The following is an 18,694-nucleotide window of genomic DNA, read 5'->3' on the forward strand; positions in this document are numbered from 1 at the left end:
TCAGCGGCCCCCACCACCAAGCATCGAAAGCGGCCGCCCCCTCCAGGAATCGGCTTTTTCATGCGCGCACCCCGGCCGAGACATCCAGAAACGCCCTGAGTCGCTCGAGAGGCATCGGCCGAGCGAGCAGGAACCCTTGGAAGACGTCGCAGCCATGCTCCTTCACCAACCGATGCTGGGTCGGCGTCTCGATCCCTTCGGCCACCACCTTGAGCCCCAGGTGGTGGGCCATGGAAACGATGCCGAGGGTAATAGCAGAGTCGCGCTCATTGCGTTCGATCTCGTGGATGAAGCTGCGATCGATCTTCACCGTGTCGATGGGCAGGTTCTTCAGGTAGCTGAGGCTCGAGTAGCCGGTGCCGAAGTCATCGATGGCCACGCGAATGCCCATCCCCCGCAGCGCATCGAGGGTGTCGATGGCGCTCTCGGTATCGTTCATCAGCACACCCTCGGTAAGCTCCAGAGTCAATTGACCGGGCGGCAGCCCGGTCTCTCGCAGTGTCTCGCGCAGGGTGGTGAGGAAGTTGCCGCGATGGAACTGCAGCGGGGAGAGGTTCACCGACACCCCCAGCGAGGTCAGGCCTTCGCGACGCAGCGCCTCCATGTCCCGGCAGGCCCGCGACAGCACCCAGCGGCTGATCGGCATGATCTGACCGGTCTGCTCGGCGAAGGGGATGAAGGTCGCCGGCGAGATGTCTCCCCGCTTGGGGTGGTGCCAGCGCAGCAGGGCCTCCATCCCGACGACCTCGCCATCACGGCCGAAAAGCGGCTGGTAGTGAAGCTCGAAGGCGTCAGTCTCGATGGCGTCCTGCAGCTCGTTACGCAGCGCCACCCGTTCGCCGACCCGCGCTGTGATCTCGGGCGTGAACCACTGGTAGGCATTGCGCCCATGCTGCTTGGCGCGATACATGGCCATGTCGGCCTGCTGGATCAGCTCCATGGGGGGCGTGCCGTCATCGGCGCTGACGGCGATACCGATGCTGGCGGTCAGGTGCAGCTCGTGCCCCTCGATCCGGTAGGGGCGCGCCACCAGCTCCAGCAGCCGCTCGGCCACCTCCAGGGCCTGCACCTCCTCCTTGAGGCCATTGAGCAGGATCACGAACTCGTCACCCCCGAAGCGCGCCAAGGTGTCGCCACGGCGCAGCACCTGCGCCAGCCGCCGTGCCAGTTGCTGGAGCAGGCGATCACCGATGGCATGCCCCAGGCTGTCGTTAATCGGCTTGAACTCGTCGAGGTCGATGAACATCACCCCCAGGCGAGTCCCTTGGCGCGCCGCCAGCGCCAGGTCATGGGCCAGCCGGTCCTCCAGCATGGCGCGATTGCCGAGCCCCGTCAGCGCATCGTGACTGGCATGGTAGGCCAGCTGCGCTTCGTAGGCCTTGTGTTCGGAGATGTCGTGCTGAATACCCACGTAGTGGGTGACCTGACCGGCGTCATCGAGGATGGGCGAGATATACAGGTCGTTCCAGAATGCCTCGCCATCCTTGCGGTAGTTGCGCAGGGTGACGTGCACCTCCTGTTCGGCGGCAAGCTGGTCTCGCAGCTGCTGCAGTGCCTGGGGGTCGGTATCGGGCCCCTGCAGGAAACGGCAGTTACGCCCCAGCACCTCGTCGCGCCGATACCCGGTCATCGCCAGGAAGGCGGCGTTGACATAGGTCATCGGCATGTCCGGGCGGCACGCATCGGCGATCACCACACCATTGACGCTGGCCTCGATGCCGCGCTCCAGGATGCGCAGGCGCACCTCGTTCTCCTGGCGCTCGGTGACATCCTTGGCGATGCCGTAGACCCCCTGGATGCGCTCCTCCACCACGATGGGAAGGTTGGTCATGTCCAGGCGCCGGGGCTCTCCGTCACGATTAAGCACCTCCAGCTCGTAGCGACACGGCTCACCGCGCAGGGAGCGCTCGAAGTGAGATTGGATGCGCGCCAGGTCGTCGGCCTGCACGAAGCGGGAGAAGTGGCCACCAAGGATCTCCTCGAGCGCGAAACCGGTCACCGACGCGCAGTGTGGGTTGGCGGTGGCGAAACGTCCCTGCAGGTCCAGCGAGAAGACCGCATCGGGGTGATAGGCGAACAGCGAACGGTACCGCTGCTCACTCTCGCGCAGGGAGTGACGATCCTGATCACGCTCGACTGCCAGGGCGACGATATCCACCGCCTGGCGCATCTGCTCGAGCTCCAACGGAGTGGGCCGGGCATGATACCGCGAGTAGACCGCGAAGGTGCCCAGCAGCCGGGTATCACTGGAAATAATGGGGTAGGACCAGCAGGCGATCAGCGCATGCTCCTTGACCAACTCATGATAGCCCTGCCAGGCGGGGTCATTGGGCAGGTCATCGCACACCACCACCTCACGCCGGTGGGCCGCGCTACCGCAGGCACCGATGCCCTGGCCGATGAGAATTCGCCGGATCCTGTGGCGGTAGGCCGCGGGCAGGCTGCGCCCAGCCGCCAGGCGAAGATATCCCTCCTCGCGGTCGGCCAGCATGATGGAACAGAGCCGGCCGGGCAGCTGTTCCTCCAGCATGCCGCAGACGGCCTCAAGCGACTCCTCGAGCGGCGCCTCCTCCACGATCCGGGCCTGGATTTCCTGCTGCTGCAGCAGGTGGCGGCGCGAACGGTCGAGGTCCCGCGAGCGCTCGGCGCTCAGCCGCACCAGCCCCAGGCTAAGTGCCAGCAAGTAGCTCAGCGTCAGTCCCCCCAGGCCGATTAAGGCCGGCATGCCTACCGCACGTGGCCAGGGTGACCGGGTAGCCGGGTGAATCGAGGGGCTGATCATCAGCCCTCCCGGAAGCCCGACATGGCGGGCCACCAGGCGCGGCGACTGCGCCAATGGCTGCGGGGTAACCCCCGGGGCAGCCAGCTGAAGCACCGGGTCGCCCTGGCGACGCAGCGCCACCTGAAACTCGCCCAGTGGAACGCGTAGCTCGCGCTCAAGCAAGGTGGCCATGTCCATCACGGCGAGCAGCTGCTGCCCATGACGCGGTACAGCGATCACCACCAGGGCCAGCATGGGGCGCTCGAGATCCGGCACCATCATCCGCGGCTGCGGAAAGGGCAGCCGGATCCACTCCTGCACGTCGGCCTGCCGTACCTGCCGAGAGAGCCAGGACTCATCCGGCAGGTCCCGTCCTCGCGTCCACCGCCAGTTGCCATCGACATCTAGCAGACCGAAGGCGCGGGCGCTGGGCAGGTCACGCAGCTGGCCGGCGAGGTCCTGGTCGATCACTCCCCGGTCGAGTCCGCTCGGGGCGGCATTGAGACGCTCGGCCAGCCGTCGAAGCAGCTGCAGACGAGAGCTCATCACTTGCTCGGCATTGAGCCGGATATTATCGAACACGAACTCGGCCCGCGCGTTCTCACGCGCCTGCTGCTGCCAGCTGAGCAGGTACCAGGCAGCGCTGCTGATGCCTACCCCCAGCAGGCAGGCGACGATGGCCGTGCGACCCAGCGGCGGGGTGCCGGCCATGGAACGCAGGCTCGCCGCCAGCATGGCCGCCCCGAACAGCAGCGCAAAGAGCGCCACCACCAGCGGTGAGGAGGCCTCACGGTCGATAGCGGTCACCTCGCTGGCACCCGGGAGCCACCCCAGCAGCAGCGCTCCGATGCCGACCAGCAGTGCCCCGACCAGACGCCACAGGCGCCTCAACACCCGCAGCGAACTGCCCAGCATCAGGCACAGCGATATCACCAGGAGCAACGACGCCCCAAGTGAACTAAGGCTGCTGCCTTGCCATCCCCAGGCGGCTGACGCCGCGTCACCTACCAGCCCGTTATGTAGCACCGTGAAGAGCGCCACCATCCCCAGCAGGATGCCGGCACCACCCCGCAGTCGGGGCTGACGAAGCAGCGTGCCCAGCAGCCCCAGGCCGGCGGCGAGTGCCGCCACCGCGGCATCCACGGCCAGCAGCACCTGCCCCGCGACCGTCGCGACGCTGGCCAGCAAGGCGGCCAGGCCCATCAACATGCAGGTGGCCGACACCATCATCAGCCAGGTGTCCAGGGCAAGGTCACGGGTCTTGAAGGGCATGCTTCACGTCCTTGTCATTGTTTGCGTCGATGGTGCAACGACTCGCCCCGCAACGCCACACCGCGCCCTCCTCCATTAGCCGCAGGCGGTCATGAGGGTGGCACCCGGGATGGGGTCAACCCCGGGTCACAGGGTGACGCGATGCAGCCGATTCTTGCCACGACGCTTGGCTTCGTACATGGCCTGATCCGCCTGACGCAGCAACTGGTCGGCATCCACCTCTTCACTGCCCGAACCAGGCAGGTAGCAGGCGAGCCCCAGGCTGGCCGACACCTGAACCCGTTCGCCGACCAGTTCCAGAGGGGCATCGATGCTCTTCAGGAGACGCCTGGCCGCCAGCTCCCCCTCCTCGGGCGTGGCCAGATCGACCAGCACCGCGACGAACTCGTCCCCGCCCAGGCGCGCCAGGGTGTCGTAGGCGCGCAGCACGCCCCCCATGCGTGCCGAGAGGGCCACCAGCAGCTGGTCTCCGACATCGTGTCCCAGCGAGTCGTTGACCGCCTTGAAGCCGTCGAGATCGATGAAGACCAGACCCAGCCAGGTCTCACGCCGCTCGGCCTGGGCCTGGGCCTGGCGCAGCCGGTCGGAGAGCAGCAGGCGATTAGGCAACCCGGTCAGGGCATCGTGCTGTGCCGCCTGCTGCAGCTCACGCTGGTGCCGCTTCAGCTGGGTGATATCCACCAGCAGGCCGACGTAGCGCTGCACCTGGCCGTAAGGATCGAGCACCGGGCTCAGGGTAAGGCGCAGCGGCTTGATGGTGCCGTCACGGCAGCGCCCTTCCATCTCCCCTTCCCAGTGCCCCTGCTCCATCAGCACCTGTCGCATCTGTAACAGGAAGTCGTTGCCATGGTCCTGTGCGGCCAGCATCAGAGCGCTGTGTCCCAGTACCTCCTCGCTCGGGTAGCCGGTGATACGCTCGAAGGCGCGATTGACATCCACCACGGTGCCACCCGGCGAGGTAATCATGATGCCCTCATGGGAGTGGGTGAAGACGCTCGCCGCCAATCGCAGACGACGGTGCTGAGTCTTCAGCTGACGATTGCTGCGCGCTAGGAGCAGCAGCAGCAGCGCCACCACCAGGGCGGAGCCGACGGCCACCAGCAGCGCGGGACGGAACCGATGCACCACATCGCGCCAGGTGAAGACCGGCACCTGTTCGAAGGGCGGTAGCCTCAAGGTGCGCGCCAGGTTCTCCACCGGCAGGTAGTCCTGGGGAGGCGCGAAGCCTGCCAGAAGTGCCGCCTGGGCGGCCGGGTGCTCCGGTGACAGCGAGAAGAGCGCCACCGCCACCTGACGCACGGTCTCGGCCGGCACATGCGGCAGGGCGATGAAGGGCCACTCGGGGTAGAGACGTGTCGAGACCGCGTAGGGGAAGCCGGCGAAGCGCTGCGGATGAATTACCTTGAGTTGAGAAGCGTCAAGCCGGCCCTCCGCCTGCATGCGCTCGATGATGCCGGTGCGCACGAAACCCACGTCGACATGCCCTTCCAGCAAGGCCGCGACCACCGCATCATGGCTCCCCAGTTCGACCAGCCCGGCATGGTCATCGAGTGGCACACCCGCCTGGTGCAGCTCGTAGGCGTGGACCTGATAGCCCCCCAGGAACCGTTTGCCCGGGATACCGATGCGCAGGCCGGCCACCTCCTGGAGGCTGGGTGGCGCCCCCTCCTCGGCGCGCGCCAGGATAACGCCGCCCAGCGCCGTCACTGCCTCCCCCTGCTCACGGCTGATCAGGGTCGCCAGGGCGCCGGTCAGGCTGTTGCGACTGCGCAGCCCCATGAAGTGCGCCGGATTGGTCATCAGCAGGTCCAGCTGCCGGTGGGCGATGGCCTGGTCGATCTCGTCCAGGGTGAGCACCCGCAGTTCGACGCTGGCATGGGGGGTCACCTCGCCGAGATAGTCGGCGAGGGGCCGATAGCGCGTCTCCATCACCTCCACGGGGCGATAGGCGAAGACCCCCAAGGTCAGGTCATGACCCGCCGAGGCGGCAGCCGGCATCAGCCAGGCCACAAGGGTCAGAAGCCAGCGGCGGCTCATGGCATCACCGCGCGGGTTGGCAGGAAGTCACTGCGCACCAGGCCCTCGAGGCTGACCGGCCCCTCCAGCAGTGACCAGGTCCGCATGATGTCGACCAACTTCTCCGCCGCCTTGGTGACGCCCCCCTCCGGCGCCAGGTAGCGATGGTTGGTGGCCACGTTGGGCAGTTCCATGCCCGCATAGGAGGCCCTCACTTCCTCGAAGGAGAGGCCGCGCCAGGCACCGATGCGCCGGAAGGCATCCTCGCGAAACATGCGCAGATGGGAAAGCCCACGGAAGTGGGACGCCACCAGGGCGGTGAGCGGCCCATCGCGCCAGCTCAGGCGATCCTCCCTGACCGCCAGCACGTCAAGGATCAGCTCGGGAAACTCGCTGCTGTCGTAGAGGAGCCCGGCCCCCAGCCGCGCCAGGCGGCTGGCGGTAGGCTCATAGGTCACGGCGACATCGATCTCGCCCTGTTGCCATGCCGCCACCTGCCGATCGGGCGGAATATCCACCAGGGTGACCTCGGCGGGCGACAGCGTCGCCGCTTCGAGCAGCTTGGCGAGTACCAGGCTACCCACGGCGGTCTGCTCCACGGCGATCCGGGCACCCTCGAGGTCGCCGAGCGTGGCGATCGGCTCGCGCGCCATCACCTGGTCCGCCCCCACCGAGTCGTTGAACACCAGTACCGCCTGCAGCGGCAGTCCGGCGGCCCGCACCTTGATGAGTTCGTCCAGGGTCAACGCCGCCCCGTCGAGGGAACCGTCCTCGAGCCCACGCAGGGAGTCACCCGCGTTGCGCCCTTCCACCAGGCGAACGGAGGACGGTACCCAGCCGAACGCCTGGGCCAGATAGAGTGGCTCGTAACCGGGCCAGGGGTGCAGACCGATCGTCATCGCGCGATTCGGCCGACACCCCACCAGCCCGGCGGGTGCCGCCATCAGACACCCCAGCAGGGAGAGGACATCGCGACGGTGCATGGCAAGGCGTCGAAATCGGGGATTGGCCAGGCAGCATGCCAGGCGACTTACGCGGTGTATATAAGCCCACGCCGAAGGTCTTGTAAGCCTTGACCTCGCTCAACACAAGGCGGGATCACGCCAGACGGGAATCACCCCAGCCGCCGGATGGCGCTGAGGCGACCGGTGTCGCTGAAGGTCAACCGGAAGGTGCCGTGAACGCCATCCCGCGTCACCACACGGCGCAGCGCCTCGGCGGGAAACACCACGCGACGTCCGTCGAGGCTGCGGGTATGCACCTGGCCGACCCGGCCTTCGTAGTGGGCCAGGCAGGCCTCGTAGCTGAGTTCGATGACCACATCGATGCTGGGCATGGCAGGGTGGGTTGCGGCAGGGGCTGGGCTTGGCAATACTCTACCAGAAACATGGCCCGGCCAGCGGGCGCCATCGCCGAGGTGACTCATGTTCGCGACAACGGTAGTAGGCCCGGTGCCCCTGCACGCCGGAGCACAACCCCAGCTCCAGCCCTCCCAGCCGACGTCCGACCCGGCGCAGGCCACTGCCGGCAACAGCGCCGGTAACGCCACCGAGCAGAGCGCCCAGGCCCTCGATGCCGAACGCACGCGCCGCCCCACCGAGGGCGAAGCGGCCACCAAGCCGAATGGCGAGGCCTTGAGCGAGGCGGAGCTGCGCCAGGTCGAACAGATGAAGGTCACCGACCAGGAGATCCGCCGCCACGAACTGGCCCACCAGGTCGCTGGCGGCGCCTATACCGGAGCACCCAGCTACTCCTTCGAGCGCGGCCCGGACGGCAACCGCTACGTGGTCGCCGGCGAGGTACCCATCGACTATGGCCCCGTGCAGGGCGACCCACGGGCTACGATGGACAAGATGCAGCAGGTGATCGCCGCCGCCCTGGCTCCCGCCGACCCGTCACCCAAGGATCATCAGGTCGCCGCCCGTGCCCGCGGCTACATGATGGCGGCCCAGCTGGAGCTGGCGCAGCAGCAGAGCGAGATGAACGGCGCCCGCGAAGGGGCCGCCGCCGGTGAGAAGCGCGCTGCCCCCACCCCGGATGAGAGCAACGAGCCACGGGGCTCATCGGTCGAGGCCAGCGACCGCATCGATGCCGGCCATGCACCTGCCGACCTGGCCCTCAGTCGCTACGACATCATCGCGCGCACCGTCAGCAGCGGCGCCCAGGAGGCCCTGCGCAGCCTGGCCTAGCACCGCTACGGCGCTTCGTCGAGGCGAGACGCCAGGCTCCTCGCCTGGCCCCTCAGGTAGTCGGCATAGGCGTCGGGGCCACGAAAGTCGACCCGCGTACCATGCTCGCGCTCCAGACGGTGAACGAGGCCCGGGTGCGACAGCACTCGGCGTAGGGCGCCGAGCCAGAGATCCAGTGCCTCGCGCGGAGTGCTCGGTGGCGCGAACAGGCCGCGGTCGGTGGTGTTGACGACATCGATCCCCTGCTCACGCAGGGTCGGCACCTCAGGCAGTGCCGACAGTCGCCGCTCATCCGCCACCCCTAGCGGCACCAGGGCCCCGTGATCGAAGAGCCGCCTGCCGGCAGGCAGATTGAGCATGGCCAGGTCGATCTCGCCGCCCAGCAAGGCCGCCACCTGGGAGCCGGTATCGGGATAGCCGACCCAGGTCAGCGCCTCCTGCGACAGCCCCGCCGCCTGAAGGAACTGCCGCCAGAAGAAGGCATCGGTGGAGTCGGGGATCATCCCGACCCTGAGCGAGGCGTCCTCTGCCTGCAGACGAGCGACCAACTCCGCCGCCGAGGCCACTCCCGCCTGGCGACGTGCCGCCGGAATATTCACCGTCCGCGTCAGCAGGGCCACCGGCGTGAACGCCTCATGGGAGAGCGACGAGCGCCCGCTGAGGTGAGCCAGGATCAGGGTCTGGTGGCTGCCGAGCAGGGTGCGACCGTCCGGGGGCGCCTCCTTCACCAGCAGCGCGCCGCGCATCCCGCTATGACCCGGCTGATTGTCGTAACGGATCGACGTGCCCAGCTCGCGCTCCAGCGCCCGTCCCACCTCACGAAAGAGCACGTCGCTGGCGCCACCCGGGCCGAAGGGCACCACCAGCCGCAGGCCAGGATCGCTGGTCTGGGCGACGGCGCCGAGGGCCAGAGCCAAAAGCCAGCACCCAAGCACCCAGCGAAGCCCTCTCCATCCGGGCATGGCGACTTCCTCGTATCGAACCGGAACTCACAGACTTATGCCCGCGGGCGTGTAAAGCAAGCGCTCAAGTTCGCAGGCCATCCGCCGACAGCATCCTCAACCCTTGCCCTGCCACCCTTACCTTGAAATGACGGGAGAGATACCGCCATGCCCCCACTGCGTCACGCCCTTCTCCTCGGCTGCCTGGTCCTGGCGCTCGGCCTAGCGGGGTGCGCCAACCATGCCGGTGCCCTGCACAACGCGCCGCCCGCCCCTACCCTGGAGGAGTCGCTGGGGGATGCCGCCGGCGGGATGCTTGCGAGCTTTCCCGCTCTCGAAGAGAGCGATCCCGTGGTCGTCGCCGCCAGCCTGATCGACCTGGAGGCCCCTGAGGTCACCAGCACCTTCGGGCGCCTGGCCGCCGAGGCGACGCTTGCGGCCCTGGCCGAGGGCGGGGTGGCGACCCGCGAGGTGCTGCTGGAAGGGGCCGGGGTGCTGCGCTACGTCGATGGGCTATCATCGCCCCGACAGCGGGTGCTGCAACGCCCGACGCTGAGCGATGCCGACGCCTTGCTGCTGGGCACCTATGCCCAGGGCGAACACCGCCTTTACGTCACCCTGCGCGTCGTCGCGGTTGCCGACGCGTCGATACTCGCCAGCGCCCGCCTGAGCCTGGTGCTCGACGATGACCTGAGGCGCCTGCTCCGTCAGCGGTGACGGAAACACTCACCGCGCCTGGATGGTGATCTCGACGCGACGGTTGCGGGCCCTGCCCGCCTCGCTGTCGTTGCTCGCCAGGGGGCGGGTATCCGCCAGCCCCACGGCGCGCAGCCGCGACGGCTCGACGCCTGCGGCCACCAGGGCCTCGACGATGGCGATCGCACGGGCGCTGGAGAGCGCCCAGTTGGAAGGGAAGCGCTCGGTGCTGATGGGCCGGCTGTCCGAGTGCCCCTCCACCGATACCTCCCCGGCATGGCGCGCGACCAGCTCACGCAGTCGCCCTGCCACCAGCGCTTGGCCTTCCTCGGTCAGCTTCGCCTCGGCGGTGTCGAACAGCAGACGATCCTGCAGGCGCAGCCGCACCCCCTCGGGAATACGCGATACCTCCATCCCCTCCAGGTCCGGCAGGTAGGGCGCCTGGCGGATCGACTCGGCGACGAAACGCGCCCCGCTGACGGCCTCCTCGTCCACCTCCTGAAAGCCCCCCGGCGGGTTGTCGGTGAGAATCAGCAGGGTGTCGGCCAAGGGCGCGGAGAGATCCAGGCCGCTGGGTAGCACGATCGAGGGTGGTGTCTGAGCATCGGGCGCAACGTTGGGTGATGGGCGTGCCAACAGGAAGGGGGGCGGCGACACGCGCCTCGGCAGCCCCGCCACGCCGAGCGCGACCGAGATCGCCGCGGGCATCAGCCGATCCGACGGCGCCGCCGCGGACGACCCGACCAGCGCCGAGCGCCTTTGGGTCGCCTCGCGCAGCGGCGATGGCAGCGGGATGGCGAACCTGGGCACGCGCTCCACGTGACCGACCTCGGGCGAGGCCGACTCGGAAGCGACCCGCCCCGGCCCCACGCCGATGCGCCCCAGGGCGATGACCAGCACCAGCAGGACCACCAGCAGCGTCATGACGTCGACATAGCTGATCATCCAGCCCCCCGTATCGTCTTCCGGCGGGGCCGGCGCCATCAGGATGTCGTGCCGACCGCGTCCGCGGTGCTCATCGATCATGCTGGCTCGGTTCCTTGCTGGGCGTATCGGCGGGGAGGGACGGAAAGACCGCCACCATACGGCGAGGCCATGGCGCGCTCAAGTCCTGTCCCACCCGCGCAGGCCTCAAGATAATCGCCGAACGGCCGATGACTACGTCAACAGCGCCAACCACGACAACAACGGCGGTATCGCTCATGCTTGCACGACTCAATCGCATCAACGTGAAGTACACCCTCGCCTTCATCGGCGTGGCCCTCTCGCTACTCATCGTCTTCGCCGCCAGCACCCTGCTGGTGGGCTCCATCAAGCAACGGATGACCGAATTCAGCGGCGCCTTCAACCCGGCGATCTCGGCGGTACTCAACGCCGACCGCGACCTCTACCAGGCACGCCTGGCCGAGCTGGCGGTGCTCGACGCACCGCCCGGCAGCGAGGCCGCAGAGGCCTGGCGCCAGGAGCACCAGGAGAACGCCGACCAGGCGCGGGAGCGCATGCACGCCTTCCTCGAGCGACTGGCCGACTACCCGACGATCACCGAGCCGCTGGGTGACTTCGAGACGCGCTTTTCCACCTGGCTCGAGGCCTCCTCCCGGGTCTTCACCCTGCACGCCCAGGGTGACCTCGAGGCGGCCCAGGCCCAGCGTGATGGCGACGCCGCCCAGGCCTTCGACGCCCTGCGCGAGCTCTACAACCTCGCCGGTGAGCGCGCCGACGAGGTCGGGCTGGCGCTGGAGGAGCGCACCCTGGCGGAGGTGGCCATGCAGCAGCGCTGGCTCGCTGGCTTCGCCGTGGTGGTGTTCCTGCTGGCCCTGGCGCTGGCCCTGGTCGGCCCCAACCTGATGTCGCGGGCCACTCGCCAGGTCAGCGCGCGGATCCGCGACATCACCGAGGGCGAAGGCGACCTCACCGCGCGCATCCAGAGCCGCCGCGGCGACGAGATCGGCGAGCTGGCCCGTGAGTTCAACGCCTTCATCGAGCGCATGGACCGCAGCTTCCAGGCGGTTCGCCACAGCGCCGAGACGGTGGGTCAGGCCTCCACCCAGATCGCCGGGGGCAGCGAGGACCTCGCCTCGCGCACCGAACAGCAGGCCTCGGCGCTGCAGCAGACCGCCTCCAGCATGGAGGAGATGTCCTCCATCGTGACCCAGAACAGCGATACCGCCCGTCACGCCGACGACGTCTCCAGCGAGGCTACCGAGAAGGCGGAGCTCGGCATCCGCGAGGTCGAGCACCTGGCTGAGATGATGCAGGCCCTGGATGTGAGCTCACGGCGGGTCGGCGAGATCATCGAGGTGATCGACTCCATCGCCTTCCAGACCAACATCCTGGCCCTCAACGCCTCGGTGGAGGCGGCGCGTGCCGGCGAGCACGGCCGCGGCTTCGCCGTGGTGGCCAGCGAGGTTCGCACCCTGGCCAGCCGCAGCGCCCAGTCGGCCCAGGAGATCCGCGGCATGATCGAGGAGATCACCTCCGGCATCGCCGGCGGGGTCAAGCAGACTACCCGCAGCCGCGAGAGCATCGAGGCCACGGTCACCGGCATCCGCCAGGTGTCGGGGCTGATGAACGAGATCGCCCTGGCCGTGAAGGAGCAAGAGTCGGGCATCCAGCAGGTCGGCACCGCGGTCACCCAGATGGACAGCGCCACCCAGCAGAACGTCAGGCTGGTCAGCGATACCTCCCACGCCGCCGCCGAGATGCAGGCCGCCGCCCGGCGGCTGCTGGAGATGGTCAACGCCTTCAAGCTGAGCGAGACCGCCACGATGCCTGCCACCGACAATAGCGGGGAGGCACCGCGCCCACAGGTGGAGACGCGCGACGAGGCGGCCTGGGAAAGTGCCACGGCAGATGCCTGAAGCGCAGGCCACGATCAGGCGAAGCCGGCACCGACGAGGACGACCATGCAAGGAGTGAGACGATGCAGGAGATGAGCTGGTGGGCCTGGCTGCTGCTGGGGGTATCGATCGCCCTCGCGGTGGCCGCCGTGGCGCTGTTCCTCAGGCTTCGAGGCCAGGAGGAGGAAGCGACCGACCAGGAACCCGCCCCAACGGCAGCGTCGAAGCCCGCGACGCCAGCGGATGACGCCAGGGTCGCAGAAGCCAACCACCAGGCGAGGCTCAGGGAGGCCTCCCAGTCGCTGCAACAGTGCTGGTTCGTGGTCTTCGACGCGCCCTCGGCCGAGACCAGCCGCCGACTCGCCGCCCTGCTCGAGGCGCGCAACGCTCTCTATGATGCCGAGCTCGGCGTCTATTACATCACCTCGGCGAGTGCCCGTTACCAGCTGACCCTTGCCCACTCCAGCTCGCCCGGGCACCTGCCACCGCTCCACCAGAGCGCGGAAACCGAGGTCGACGGCATCTCGGTGCTGATCAAGTTCCTGAACAAACGCAGCGTGGCCCGTCACCCCGATACCTTCGTCGACGTGGTGCTGGCCGCACAGGGGATCGGCGGGCAGATCCTCGACGGTGAACGACAGTCCTTATCGCCAGAGGCCTTTCGTGAACGGTTCGCCGCCATGCAGGCGCCTTGAGCTTTCCCGCCGCAGGGCTCAAGCTCCCTGGCAACACGCCACGCCGACTCACGGAGCCTCGATGGCCGATATCCGCCACCTGTTGAACGTCACCGAGCACGGTCGTGGAGAGACCCCGCTGCTGCTGATCCACGGCTTCGGCTGCGACCAGACCGCCTGGCGGAGGCTGCTGCCCTTTCTGGAGGCCGACTACCGCCTGATCCTGCTGGACCTGGCCGGTTTCGGCTGCGCCGCCCCCGAGGCCTTCGACCCCGAACGCCACGCCACGCCGGCCGGCCACGCCGAGGACATCGTTGCGCTGTGCGATGCGCTCTCGCTCGAAGGCGCGGTGATGCTCGGCCACTCCATCGGCGGCACCATCGGCCTGCTCGCCTCGATCGCGCGCCCCCAGGCCTTCCGCCGGCTGGTGATGGTGTGCAGTTCGGCACGCTACCTGGATGATCCACCCGACTACCGTGGCGGCTACAGCCACGACCAGCTCGACGGGCTGATGCAGCTGATGGAGCAGAACTACCTGGACTGGGCCGGCACCCTCTCCAAGGTAGCACTGGGCGATGCCGCCACCGCTTCTCACGAGCATGACCTGCGCGAACGCTTCCTGGCGGTGGAGCCACAGGTGCTGCGCCCGCTGGCGCGCAGCATCTTCCTGGGCGACACCCGCCACCACCTGGCCGAGGTCAGCGTGCCCAGCCTGATCGTGCAGACCGCCCGCGACGCCATCGTGCCACTGGAAGCCGCCGAGTACCTGCAGGCCCACCTGCCCGAGAGCGAGCTGGCGGTGATGGAGAGCGCCGGCCATTACCCCCAGCTCACCGACCCCGAGCTGCTGGCCCGGACGCTGCAGGGGCGGGTCACGATCCGAGCTGGCCGCCCCTGATGGGGATTCAGGCAGCCGACCTGGCCCGCTGGTGGCACCTCGCGCCCTTCGGGCAGGCGGTGATCGACGAGCAGGGAAGGATCCTGCAGGTCAACCGGACGCTCGGCGACTGGCTCGACGCGCCCATGCGCCGCCTGGTCGACCAGCCAGCCAGCGAGCTCTTCACCCCCGAGGCGCGCATGCTCTACCTGGGGCTGCTGGCCTACCGCGTGGCCGAACATGGCGAGGCAGACGAGGTGCACCTGACATTGCGGGTCAAGGGGAGCGAGCCCATGCCGGTGCTGTGCAGCGCCCGCCTGATCCTGCACCGGGGCGCCAGCCTCACCCTGCTCTCGATGCTCTCCATCGCGCGCAAGGATCGTCTGGAGCGGGAGCTGCTCAAGGCCCGTCAGGCGACCCAGCGCGCCCTGGCCGAGAAGAGCGCAGCGCTGGCCGAGCTGGAGGCCCTGCACGACACCCTGAGCGCCCAGCGGGCGGCGCTCGAGCAGGCCAACCGTCGACTGGGCCAGGAGGCACTCAGCGACGCCCTCACCGGGTTGCCCAACCGGCGTCGCTTTGACCAAGTGCTGGGCCAGCGGCTCAAGGAAGCGCCGCTTGCCGGCCATGTCGGGCCCTTCAGCGTGGCGATGCTCGACATCGACCACTTCAAGCCGGTCAACGACCGCCACGGCCATGCCGCCGGCGACCGCGTCCTGCAGCGCCTGGGGGATCTGCTGACCTGCCAGCTACGCGGTGACGACCTTGCCGCACGCATCGGCGGCGAGGAGTTCGGCCTGCTGATGCCGGGCACCGACGGCGAGGCGGCCCGCTGCGCCCTGGAGCGGCTACGCCGCGCCGTGGAGGCCCACCCCCTCGAGGGACTGGCGATCACCCTGAGCATCGGGGTGACCCAGTATCGTTCGGGCGACACCCGTGAGACCCTGATGCAGCGCGCCGATGACGCCCTCTACGCGGCGAAGCGCGCGGGTCGCAACCGCATCGTCGAGGACTGACCGGGAGCCTACCATGCACGCCAGGACGGCCGCATTACCTCGCGAGGAAAGCCACCTGCCCTATCGCATCCGCGATGTGGCCCTGGACATCGGCCTACTGATGATCGCCGCCACCTTCACCCTGCTCGGCGGCGCCGGACTGGTCGCCCATCTGCTGGGCGTGGCCTACCCGCTGAGCGGCCTGATGGTGGCCGACGCCGCCCTCGCCGGCTTGCTGGCCGGGCTCTGCCTGCTGGGCTGGCTCTACCAGGCACCTCGCCTGCGCCTCGCCGCGGCGCTGCCGCTGGTGGCCATCGCCCTCTACACCCTGGCCCATAACGCCTGGGCCGGCGCCCCCTGGCAGGGAAGCTCCTGGGTGACGGGCGGGTCACGCATCCTCTCGGTTGCCGCCTGCCTGCTGCTGCTGGTCGCCCTGTGCAGCCTGGTGGGGATGGCGAGCCGTTGGCGACGGCTGCTGTGGGTGGCCGGCGGTGCGCTGGCGCTGCTCGCCGGCGGCCTGTCCTTGGTGATGATGCTGCTGCCCGCCAGCCGCACCGAGTGGGCAGCGGGCTTCGTCTCGGCACCGATGCTCGCCACCCTCTACGCCCTGCTCGGTGGCATCGCCCTGCTGGGCGCGGCCTGGCGCGGTGCGCGGGCGATGCTGCCGGTGGGCCGGCTGCCCCAGGTCGCGGCCATGGCCGGCGTGCTGGTGAGCTGCCTGGCGTGGTACCTGCTGACCTGGAACGCCCAGGCCACCATCCATCGCCAGGCCGCGACTCTGCTGGACAACGTCGAGCTCAACGCGCGCCACACCATGACCGCCCAGCTGGAGCTGATCCAGCGACTGGCCTGGCGCCAGGGCCAGGAGCTCGCCTTCTTCGCCGACCGCTTGCGGGGGCATGACGTCGACAGCTACTTCCGCCACGCCCCTTACCTGGAGGCGCTGGTGCTGATGGACCCGCGAGGACGCATCGCCGACCTGCGCGCGCCCCACCTGCTCGACCCGCGCCGCCTGCGCCACGAGATCATGCGTGCCGAGGTCGGCGACTGGCTGGCCCTGCCGTGGCGGGTCCCCCATGCCATGCCGGCGCCGGACGCCCCCTCACGGCTGCTGATCGCCGCCCCGGTGGACGACGCCGGCCGGCAGCTGGTCGCTCGGCTCGACCTCGCCCAGCTGCTGACCCAGGAGCTCGGCGTGCAGCTGCAACACTTCCGGGTCGAGGTGCGCACCTCCCGGCCACTGCTCGAGCTGCGCCAGCCTGGCCGCCTGCCGCCCCCCGAGACGGCACGCCCGCTGCCTCGCCTCGGTACGCGCCAGGTCGGGCTGCCGGGCGGCGCCCGGCTGACCCTCGAGGCCCATCTGGACTCGCTGCCCGCCATGCTGCGCGCCGGCCTGATGCCCGGCGGCTTCGCCATCTCCGGGCTGATCCTGAGCTACCTGCTGGCCCTCAGCCTGGGCCTGGTGCGCCTGGTGCTGGGGCGCTCCCGGGAGCTGCTCGCCGCGCGAAGGCGACTGGAGGCACAGTACGACCTGGAGCAACGCTTCCGCTCGCTCTACCTCTACCACCCGGACGGCGTCTTCTCCCTCGACCGTGAAGGGCGGGTGATCTCCGCCAACGCCGCCTGCCACGAAATCACCGGACGGCAGAACGCGGAGGTGCTGGGCGAACACTTCTCGGTACTGCTGTCGCCGAGGGACATCCCGCGCCTGCAGGCGCTGTTCGGGGCCACCCTGGCCGGCGAGCCGGGCCGGGTCGAGCTCACCCTCACCCATCGCGACGGCGAGCTGCGCGCCCTCGACCTCACTACCCTGCCGATCATCGTCGAGGGCGAGACCCAGGGGGTCTTTGGCATCGCCAAGGACATCACCCGCCAGCGCGAGCACGAGGCCCAGATCGCCTACCAGGCCACCCACGACCTGCTGACCGGCCTGCCCAACCGCTCTCTGCTCGACGAGCGCCTGGCGGCCGCCTTCCACGAGGCGAGGCAGACGTCACAGCCACTGCTGGTGATGCAGCTGGACCTGGACGGCTTCAAGGCGGTCAACGACGGCCTGGGTCACCGCGTGGGCAATGCCCTGCTGGTGGCCGTCGCTGAGCGGCTGCGCGGCCTGGTCGCCCCCGGCGATACCATCGCCCGCCTGGCCGGCGACGAGTTCTGCCTGCTGCTCCCCGGTCGCGGGCGCGAGGCCGGCGACCACCTGGCCGGTCGCCTGCTGGCCGCGCTCAGCCGCCCCTACTACCTGGAGGGGCATGCCGTGCACATCAGCGCCAGCATCGGCATCGGCGCCAGCGAGGGCGAGGCCGGCCATGCCCAGGAACTGCTACAGCAGGCCGATCTCGCCATGAGCGGCGCCAAGCGCCAGGGACGCAACACCTGGCAGTGGTTCCGGGGCGACGGCCAGCGAGTCACCGCCGAGGAGGTCCTGCTGCGTCACGACCTCTATACCGCCCTCAACGACGAGGAGTTCGCGCTCCACTACCAGCCCATCGTCGCCGCCGACGACGGCCGGGTATGCGGCTTCGAGGCACTGATCCGCTGGCATCACCCGGAGCGCGGGGTGATCTCCCCCGGGGTCTTCATCCCGCTCGCCGAACAGACCGGCCAGATCATCCCCCTGGGACGCTGGGTGCTGCGTCGCGCCTGCCGGGATGCCGCGCCGCTGCTGGCCATGGCCGATCCCGCGGCCACCCTGGCGGTCAACATATCCTCGCTGCAGTTCCGCCGCCCCGGCTTCCTGGAGGAGGTCGAACAGGCCCTGGCCGAGAGCGGCCTCGCCCCCGAACGGCTGGAGCTGGAGGTCACCGAGAGCATCCTGCTGGAGGGCGTCACCCACGCCAGCGAGCTGATCCAACGGCTCGGCGAGCTCGGGGTGCGGGTCGCCCTGGACGACTTCGGCACCGGCTTCTCGAGCCTCAGCTACCTGCGCGACCTGCCGATCCACAAGGTCAAGCTGGACCGCGGCTTCATCCATGACATCCTTACCAACGAGCGCAACGCCGCCATCGTCCAGGGGGTGATCACCATGGCGCACCACATGGCGATGGTGGTGGTGGCGGAGGGCATCGAGAGCGACGCCCAGCGCGAGGAGCTGCGCCGGCATGGCTGCGACCTGCTGCAGGGCTTCTACTTCGCGCGCCCGGCGCCGCTCGACGACATCACAGGACACACCCCATGATGACCCGCACCACCTCGCAGGATCATCCGGTGCCGGTGGCCGGCATCGTGCTCTCCAGGGCCGGCTCGGATGGCACCGCCGGGCTGCGCACCATCATGGCTGCCGGCGGTGTGACCCTGGTGCAGGAGCCCGGCTCGGCCAAGTACACCGGCATGCCACCGTCGGCCACCGAAGCCGGGGTGGCGGACGTGGTGCTCACCGCCTGGCGCGGGCGTCACGCCCCGGCTGCCCGTGCCTCGACGCGAGGCTGACCCGACT

The 18,694-nt window shown here is 69.1% G+C and carries 14 protein-coding genes; 8 read left to right on the forward strand and 6 right to left on the reverse strand.

Annotation, left to right across the window (positions count from 1 at the left end):
• Positions 1-58: 58 nt before the first annotated feature.
• The 4 genes from BLP95_RS03580 to BLP95_RS03595 form a co-directional block, all read right to left on the reverse strand.
• The gene (locus BLP95_RS03580; RefSeq protein ID WP_245678669.1) at positions 59-4,033 is read right to left on the reverse strand and encodes an EAL domain-containing protein; all 3,975 of its coding nucleotides are present in this window, start codon (positions 4,031-4,033) and stop codon (positions 59-61) included.
• A gap of 126 nt (positions 4,034-4,159) precedes the next feature.
• On the reverse strand, positions 4,160-6,070 hold the full coding sequence (locus BLP95_RS03585) for a diguanylate cyclase domain-containing protein (protein WP_089677057.1): 1,911 nt from the start codon (positions 6,068-6,070) through the stop codon (positions 4,160-4,162).
• Positions 6,067-6,948, reverse strand: coding sequence for an ABC transporter substrate-binding protein (locus BLP95_RS03590; protein WP_176760219.1), 882 nt, complete (start codon positions 6,946-6,948; stop codon positions 6,067-6,069). Before BLP95_RS03590 ends, BLP95_RS03585 begins: the two co-directional genes overlap by 4 nt.
• A gap of 215 nt (positions 6,949-7,163) precedes the next feature.
• The gene (locus BLP95_RS03595; protein ID WP_089677059.1) at positions 7,164-7,385 is read right to left on the reverse strand and encodes a DUF2835 domain-containing protein; all 222 of its coding nucleotides are present in this window, start codon (positions 7,383-7,385) and stop codon (positions 7,164-7,166) included.
• 88 nt (positions 7,386-7,473) lie between these two features.
• Between BLP95_RS03595 and BLP95_RS03600 the strand changes: the two genes are divergently transcribed.
• Positions 7,474-8,238, forward strand: a complete 765-nt coding sequence (locus BLP95_RS03600) for a putative metalloprotease CJM1_0395 family protein (protein ID WP_089677060.1) — start codon at positions 7,474-7,476, stop codon at positions 8,236-8,238.
• A 5-nt stretch (positions 8,239-8,243) separates the two neighbouring features.
• Here BLP95_RS03600 and BLP95_RS03605 read toward each other — a convergent pair whose 3' ends face one another.
• Positions 8,244-9,200: a tripartite tricarboxylate transporter substrate binding protein gene (locus BLP95_RS03605; protein WP_089677061.1), complete on the reverse strand. Its 957-nt coding sequence runs from the start codon at positions 9,198-9,200 to the stop codon at positions 8,244-8,246.
• A gap of 147 nt (positions 9,201-9,347) precedes the next feature.
• Between BLP95_RS03605 and BLP95_RS03610 the strand changes: the two genes are divergently transcribed.
• A complete protein-coding gene (locus tag BLP95_RS03610) occupies positions 9,348-9,896 on the forward strand; it encodes a FlgO family outer membrane protein (RefSeq protein WP_089677062.1) in 549 nt (182 codons plus the stop codon).
• Positions 9,897-9,905: 9 nt separating this feature from the next.
• Here BLP95_RS03610 and BLP95_RS03615 read toward each other — a convergent pair whose 3' ends face one another.
• Entirely contained in the window at positions 9,906-10,901 is a 996-nt protein-coding gene (locus BLP95_RS03615; RefSeq protein WP_089677063.1) for an OmpA/MotB family protein, read from the reverse strand.
• 176 nt (positions 10,902-11,077) lie between these two features.
• Between BLP95_RS03615 and BLP95_RS03620 the strand changes: the two genes are divergently transcribed.
• The 6 genes from BLP95_RS03620 to BLP95_RS03645 all read left to right on the forward strand — a co-directional run bounded on the left by BLP95_RS03620 (position 11,078) and on the right by BLP95_RS03645 (position 18,687).
• Positions 11,078-12,736 (forward strand): methyl-accepting chemotaxis protein, encoded by a 1,659-nt coding sequence (locus BLP95_RS03620; RefSeq protein WP_143004397.1) that lies wholly within the window; start codon positions 11,078-11,080, stop codon positions 12,734-12,736.
• Between the two features lie 62 nt (positions 12,737-12,798).
• Entirely contained in the window at positions 12,799-13,410 is a 612-nt protein-coding gene (locus BLP95_RS03625) for a hypothetical protein (RefSeq protein ID WP_089677065.1), read from the forward strand.
• A 61-nt stretch (positions 13,411-13,471) separates the two neighbouring features.
• Positions 13,472-14,287, forward strand: a complete 816-nt coding sequence (locus tag BLP95_RS03630) for an alpha/beta fold hydrolase (RefSeq protein WP_089677066.1) — start codon at positions 13,472-13,474, stop codon at positions 14,285-14,287.
• Entirely contained in the window at positions 14,287-15,279 is a 993-nt protein-coding gene (locus tag BLP95_RS03635) for a GGDEF domain-containing protein (RefSeq protein ID WP_089677067.1), read from the forward strand. Before BLP95_RS03630 ends, BLP95_RS03635 begins: the two co-directional genes overlap by 1 nt.
• 13 nt (positions 15,280-15,292) lie before the next feature.
• Complete coding sequence (locus BLP95_RS03640) at positions 15,293-18,436, forward strand: putative bifunctional diguanylate cyclase/phosphodiesterase (protein ID WP_089677068.1); 3,144 nt, start codon at positions 15,293-15,295, stop codon at positions 18,434-18,436.
• Positions 18,433-18,687 (forward strand): chemotaxis protein CheB, encoded by a 255-nt coding sequence (locus tag BLP95_RS03645; protein WP_089677069.1) that lies wholly within the window; start codon positions 18,433-18,435, stop codon positions 18,685-18,687. The genes BLP95_RS03640 and BLP95_RS03645 overlap by 4 nt, the downstream gene beginning before the upstream one ends.
• The last annotated feature ends 7 nt before the right edge of the window (positions 18,688-18,694 follow it).

Source organism: Halomonas shengliensis, from assembly GCF_900104135.1.
Classification (GTDB): Bacteria; Pseudomonadota; Gammaproteobacteria; order Pseudomonadales; family Halomonadaceae; genus Halomonas; species Halomonas shengliensis.

Coding starts and splice junctions, on each gene's coding strand:
- BLP95_RS03580 (WP_245678669.1), bottom strand. CDS start 4,033: ATGCCCTTCAAGACCCGTGACCTTGCCCTGGACACCTGGCTGATGATG.
- BLP95_RS03585 (WP_089677057.1), bottom strand. CDS start 6,070: ATGAGCCGCCGCTGGCTTCTGACCCTTGTGGCCTGGCTGATGCCGGCT.
- BLP95_RS03590 (WP_176760219.1), bottom strand. CDS start 6,948: ATGACGATCGGTCTGCACCCCTGGCCCGGTTACGAGCCACTCTATCTG.
- BLP95_RS03595 (WP_089677059.1), bottom strand. CDS start 7,385: ATGCCCAGCATCGATGTGGTCATCGAACTCAGCTACGAGGCCTGCCTG.
- BLP95_RS03600 (WP_089677060.1), top strand. CDS start 7,474: ATGTTCGCGACAACGGTAGTAGGCCCGGTGCCCCTGCACGCCGGAGCA.
- BLP95_RS03605 (WP_089677061.1), bottom strand. CDS start 9,200: ATGCCCGGATGGAGAGGGCTTCGCTGGGTGCTTGGGTGCTGGCTTTTG.
- BLP95_RS03610 (WP_089677062.1), top strand. CDS start 9,348: ATGCCCCCACTGCGTCACGCCCTTCTCCTCGGCTGCCTGGTCCTGGCG.
- BLP95_RS03615 (WP_089677063.1), bottom strand. CDS start 10,901: ATGATCGATGAGCACCGCGGACGCGGTCGGCACGACATCCTGATGGCG.
- BLP95_RS03620 (WP_143004397.1), top strand. CDS start 11,078: ATGCTTGCACGACTCAATCGCATCAACGTGAAGTACACCCTCGCCTTC.
- BLP95_RS03625 (WP_089677065.1), top strand. CDS start 12,799: ATGCAGGAGATGAGCTGGTGGGCCTGGCTGCTGCTGGGGGTATCGATC.
- BLP95_RS03630 (WP_089677066.1), top strand. CDS start 13,472: ATGGCCGATATCCGCCACCTGTTGAACGTCACCGAGCACGGTCGTGGA.
- BLP95_RS03635 (WP_089677067.1), top strand. CDS start 14,287: ATGGGGATTCAGGCAGCCGACCTGGCCCGCTGGTGGCACCTCGCGCCC.
- BLP95_RS03640 (WP_089677068.1), top strand. CDS start 15,293: ATGCACGCCAGGACGGCCGCATTACCTCGCGAGGAAAGCCACCTGCCC.
- BLP95_RS03645 (WP_089677069.1), top strand. CDS start 18,433: ATGATGACCCGCACCACCTCGCAGGATCATCCGGTGCCGGTGGCCGGC.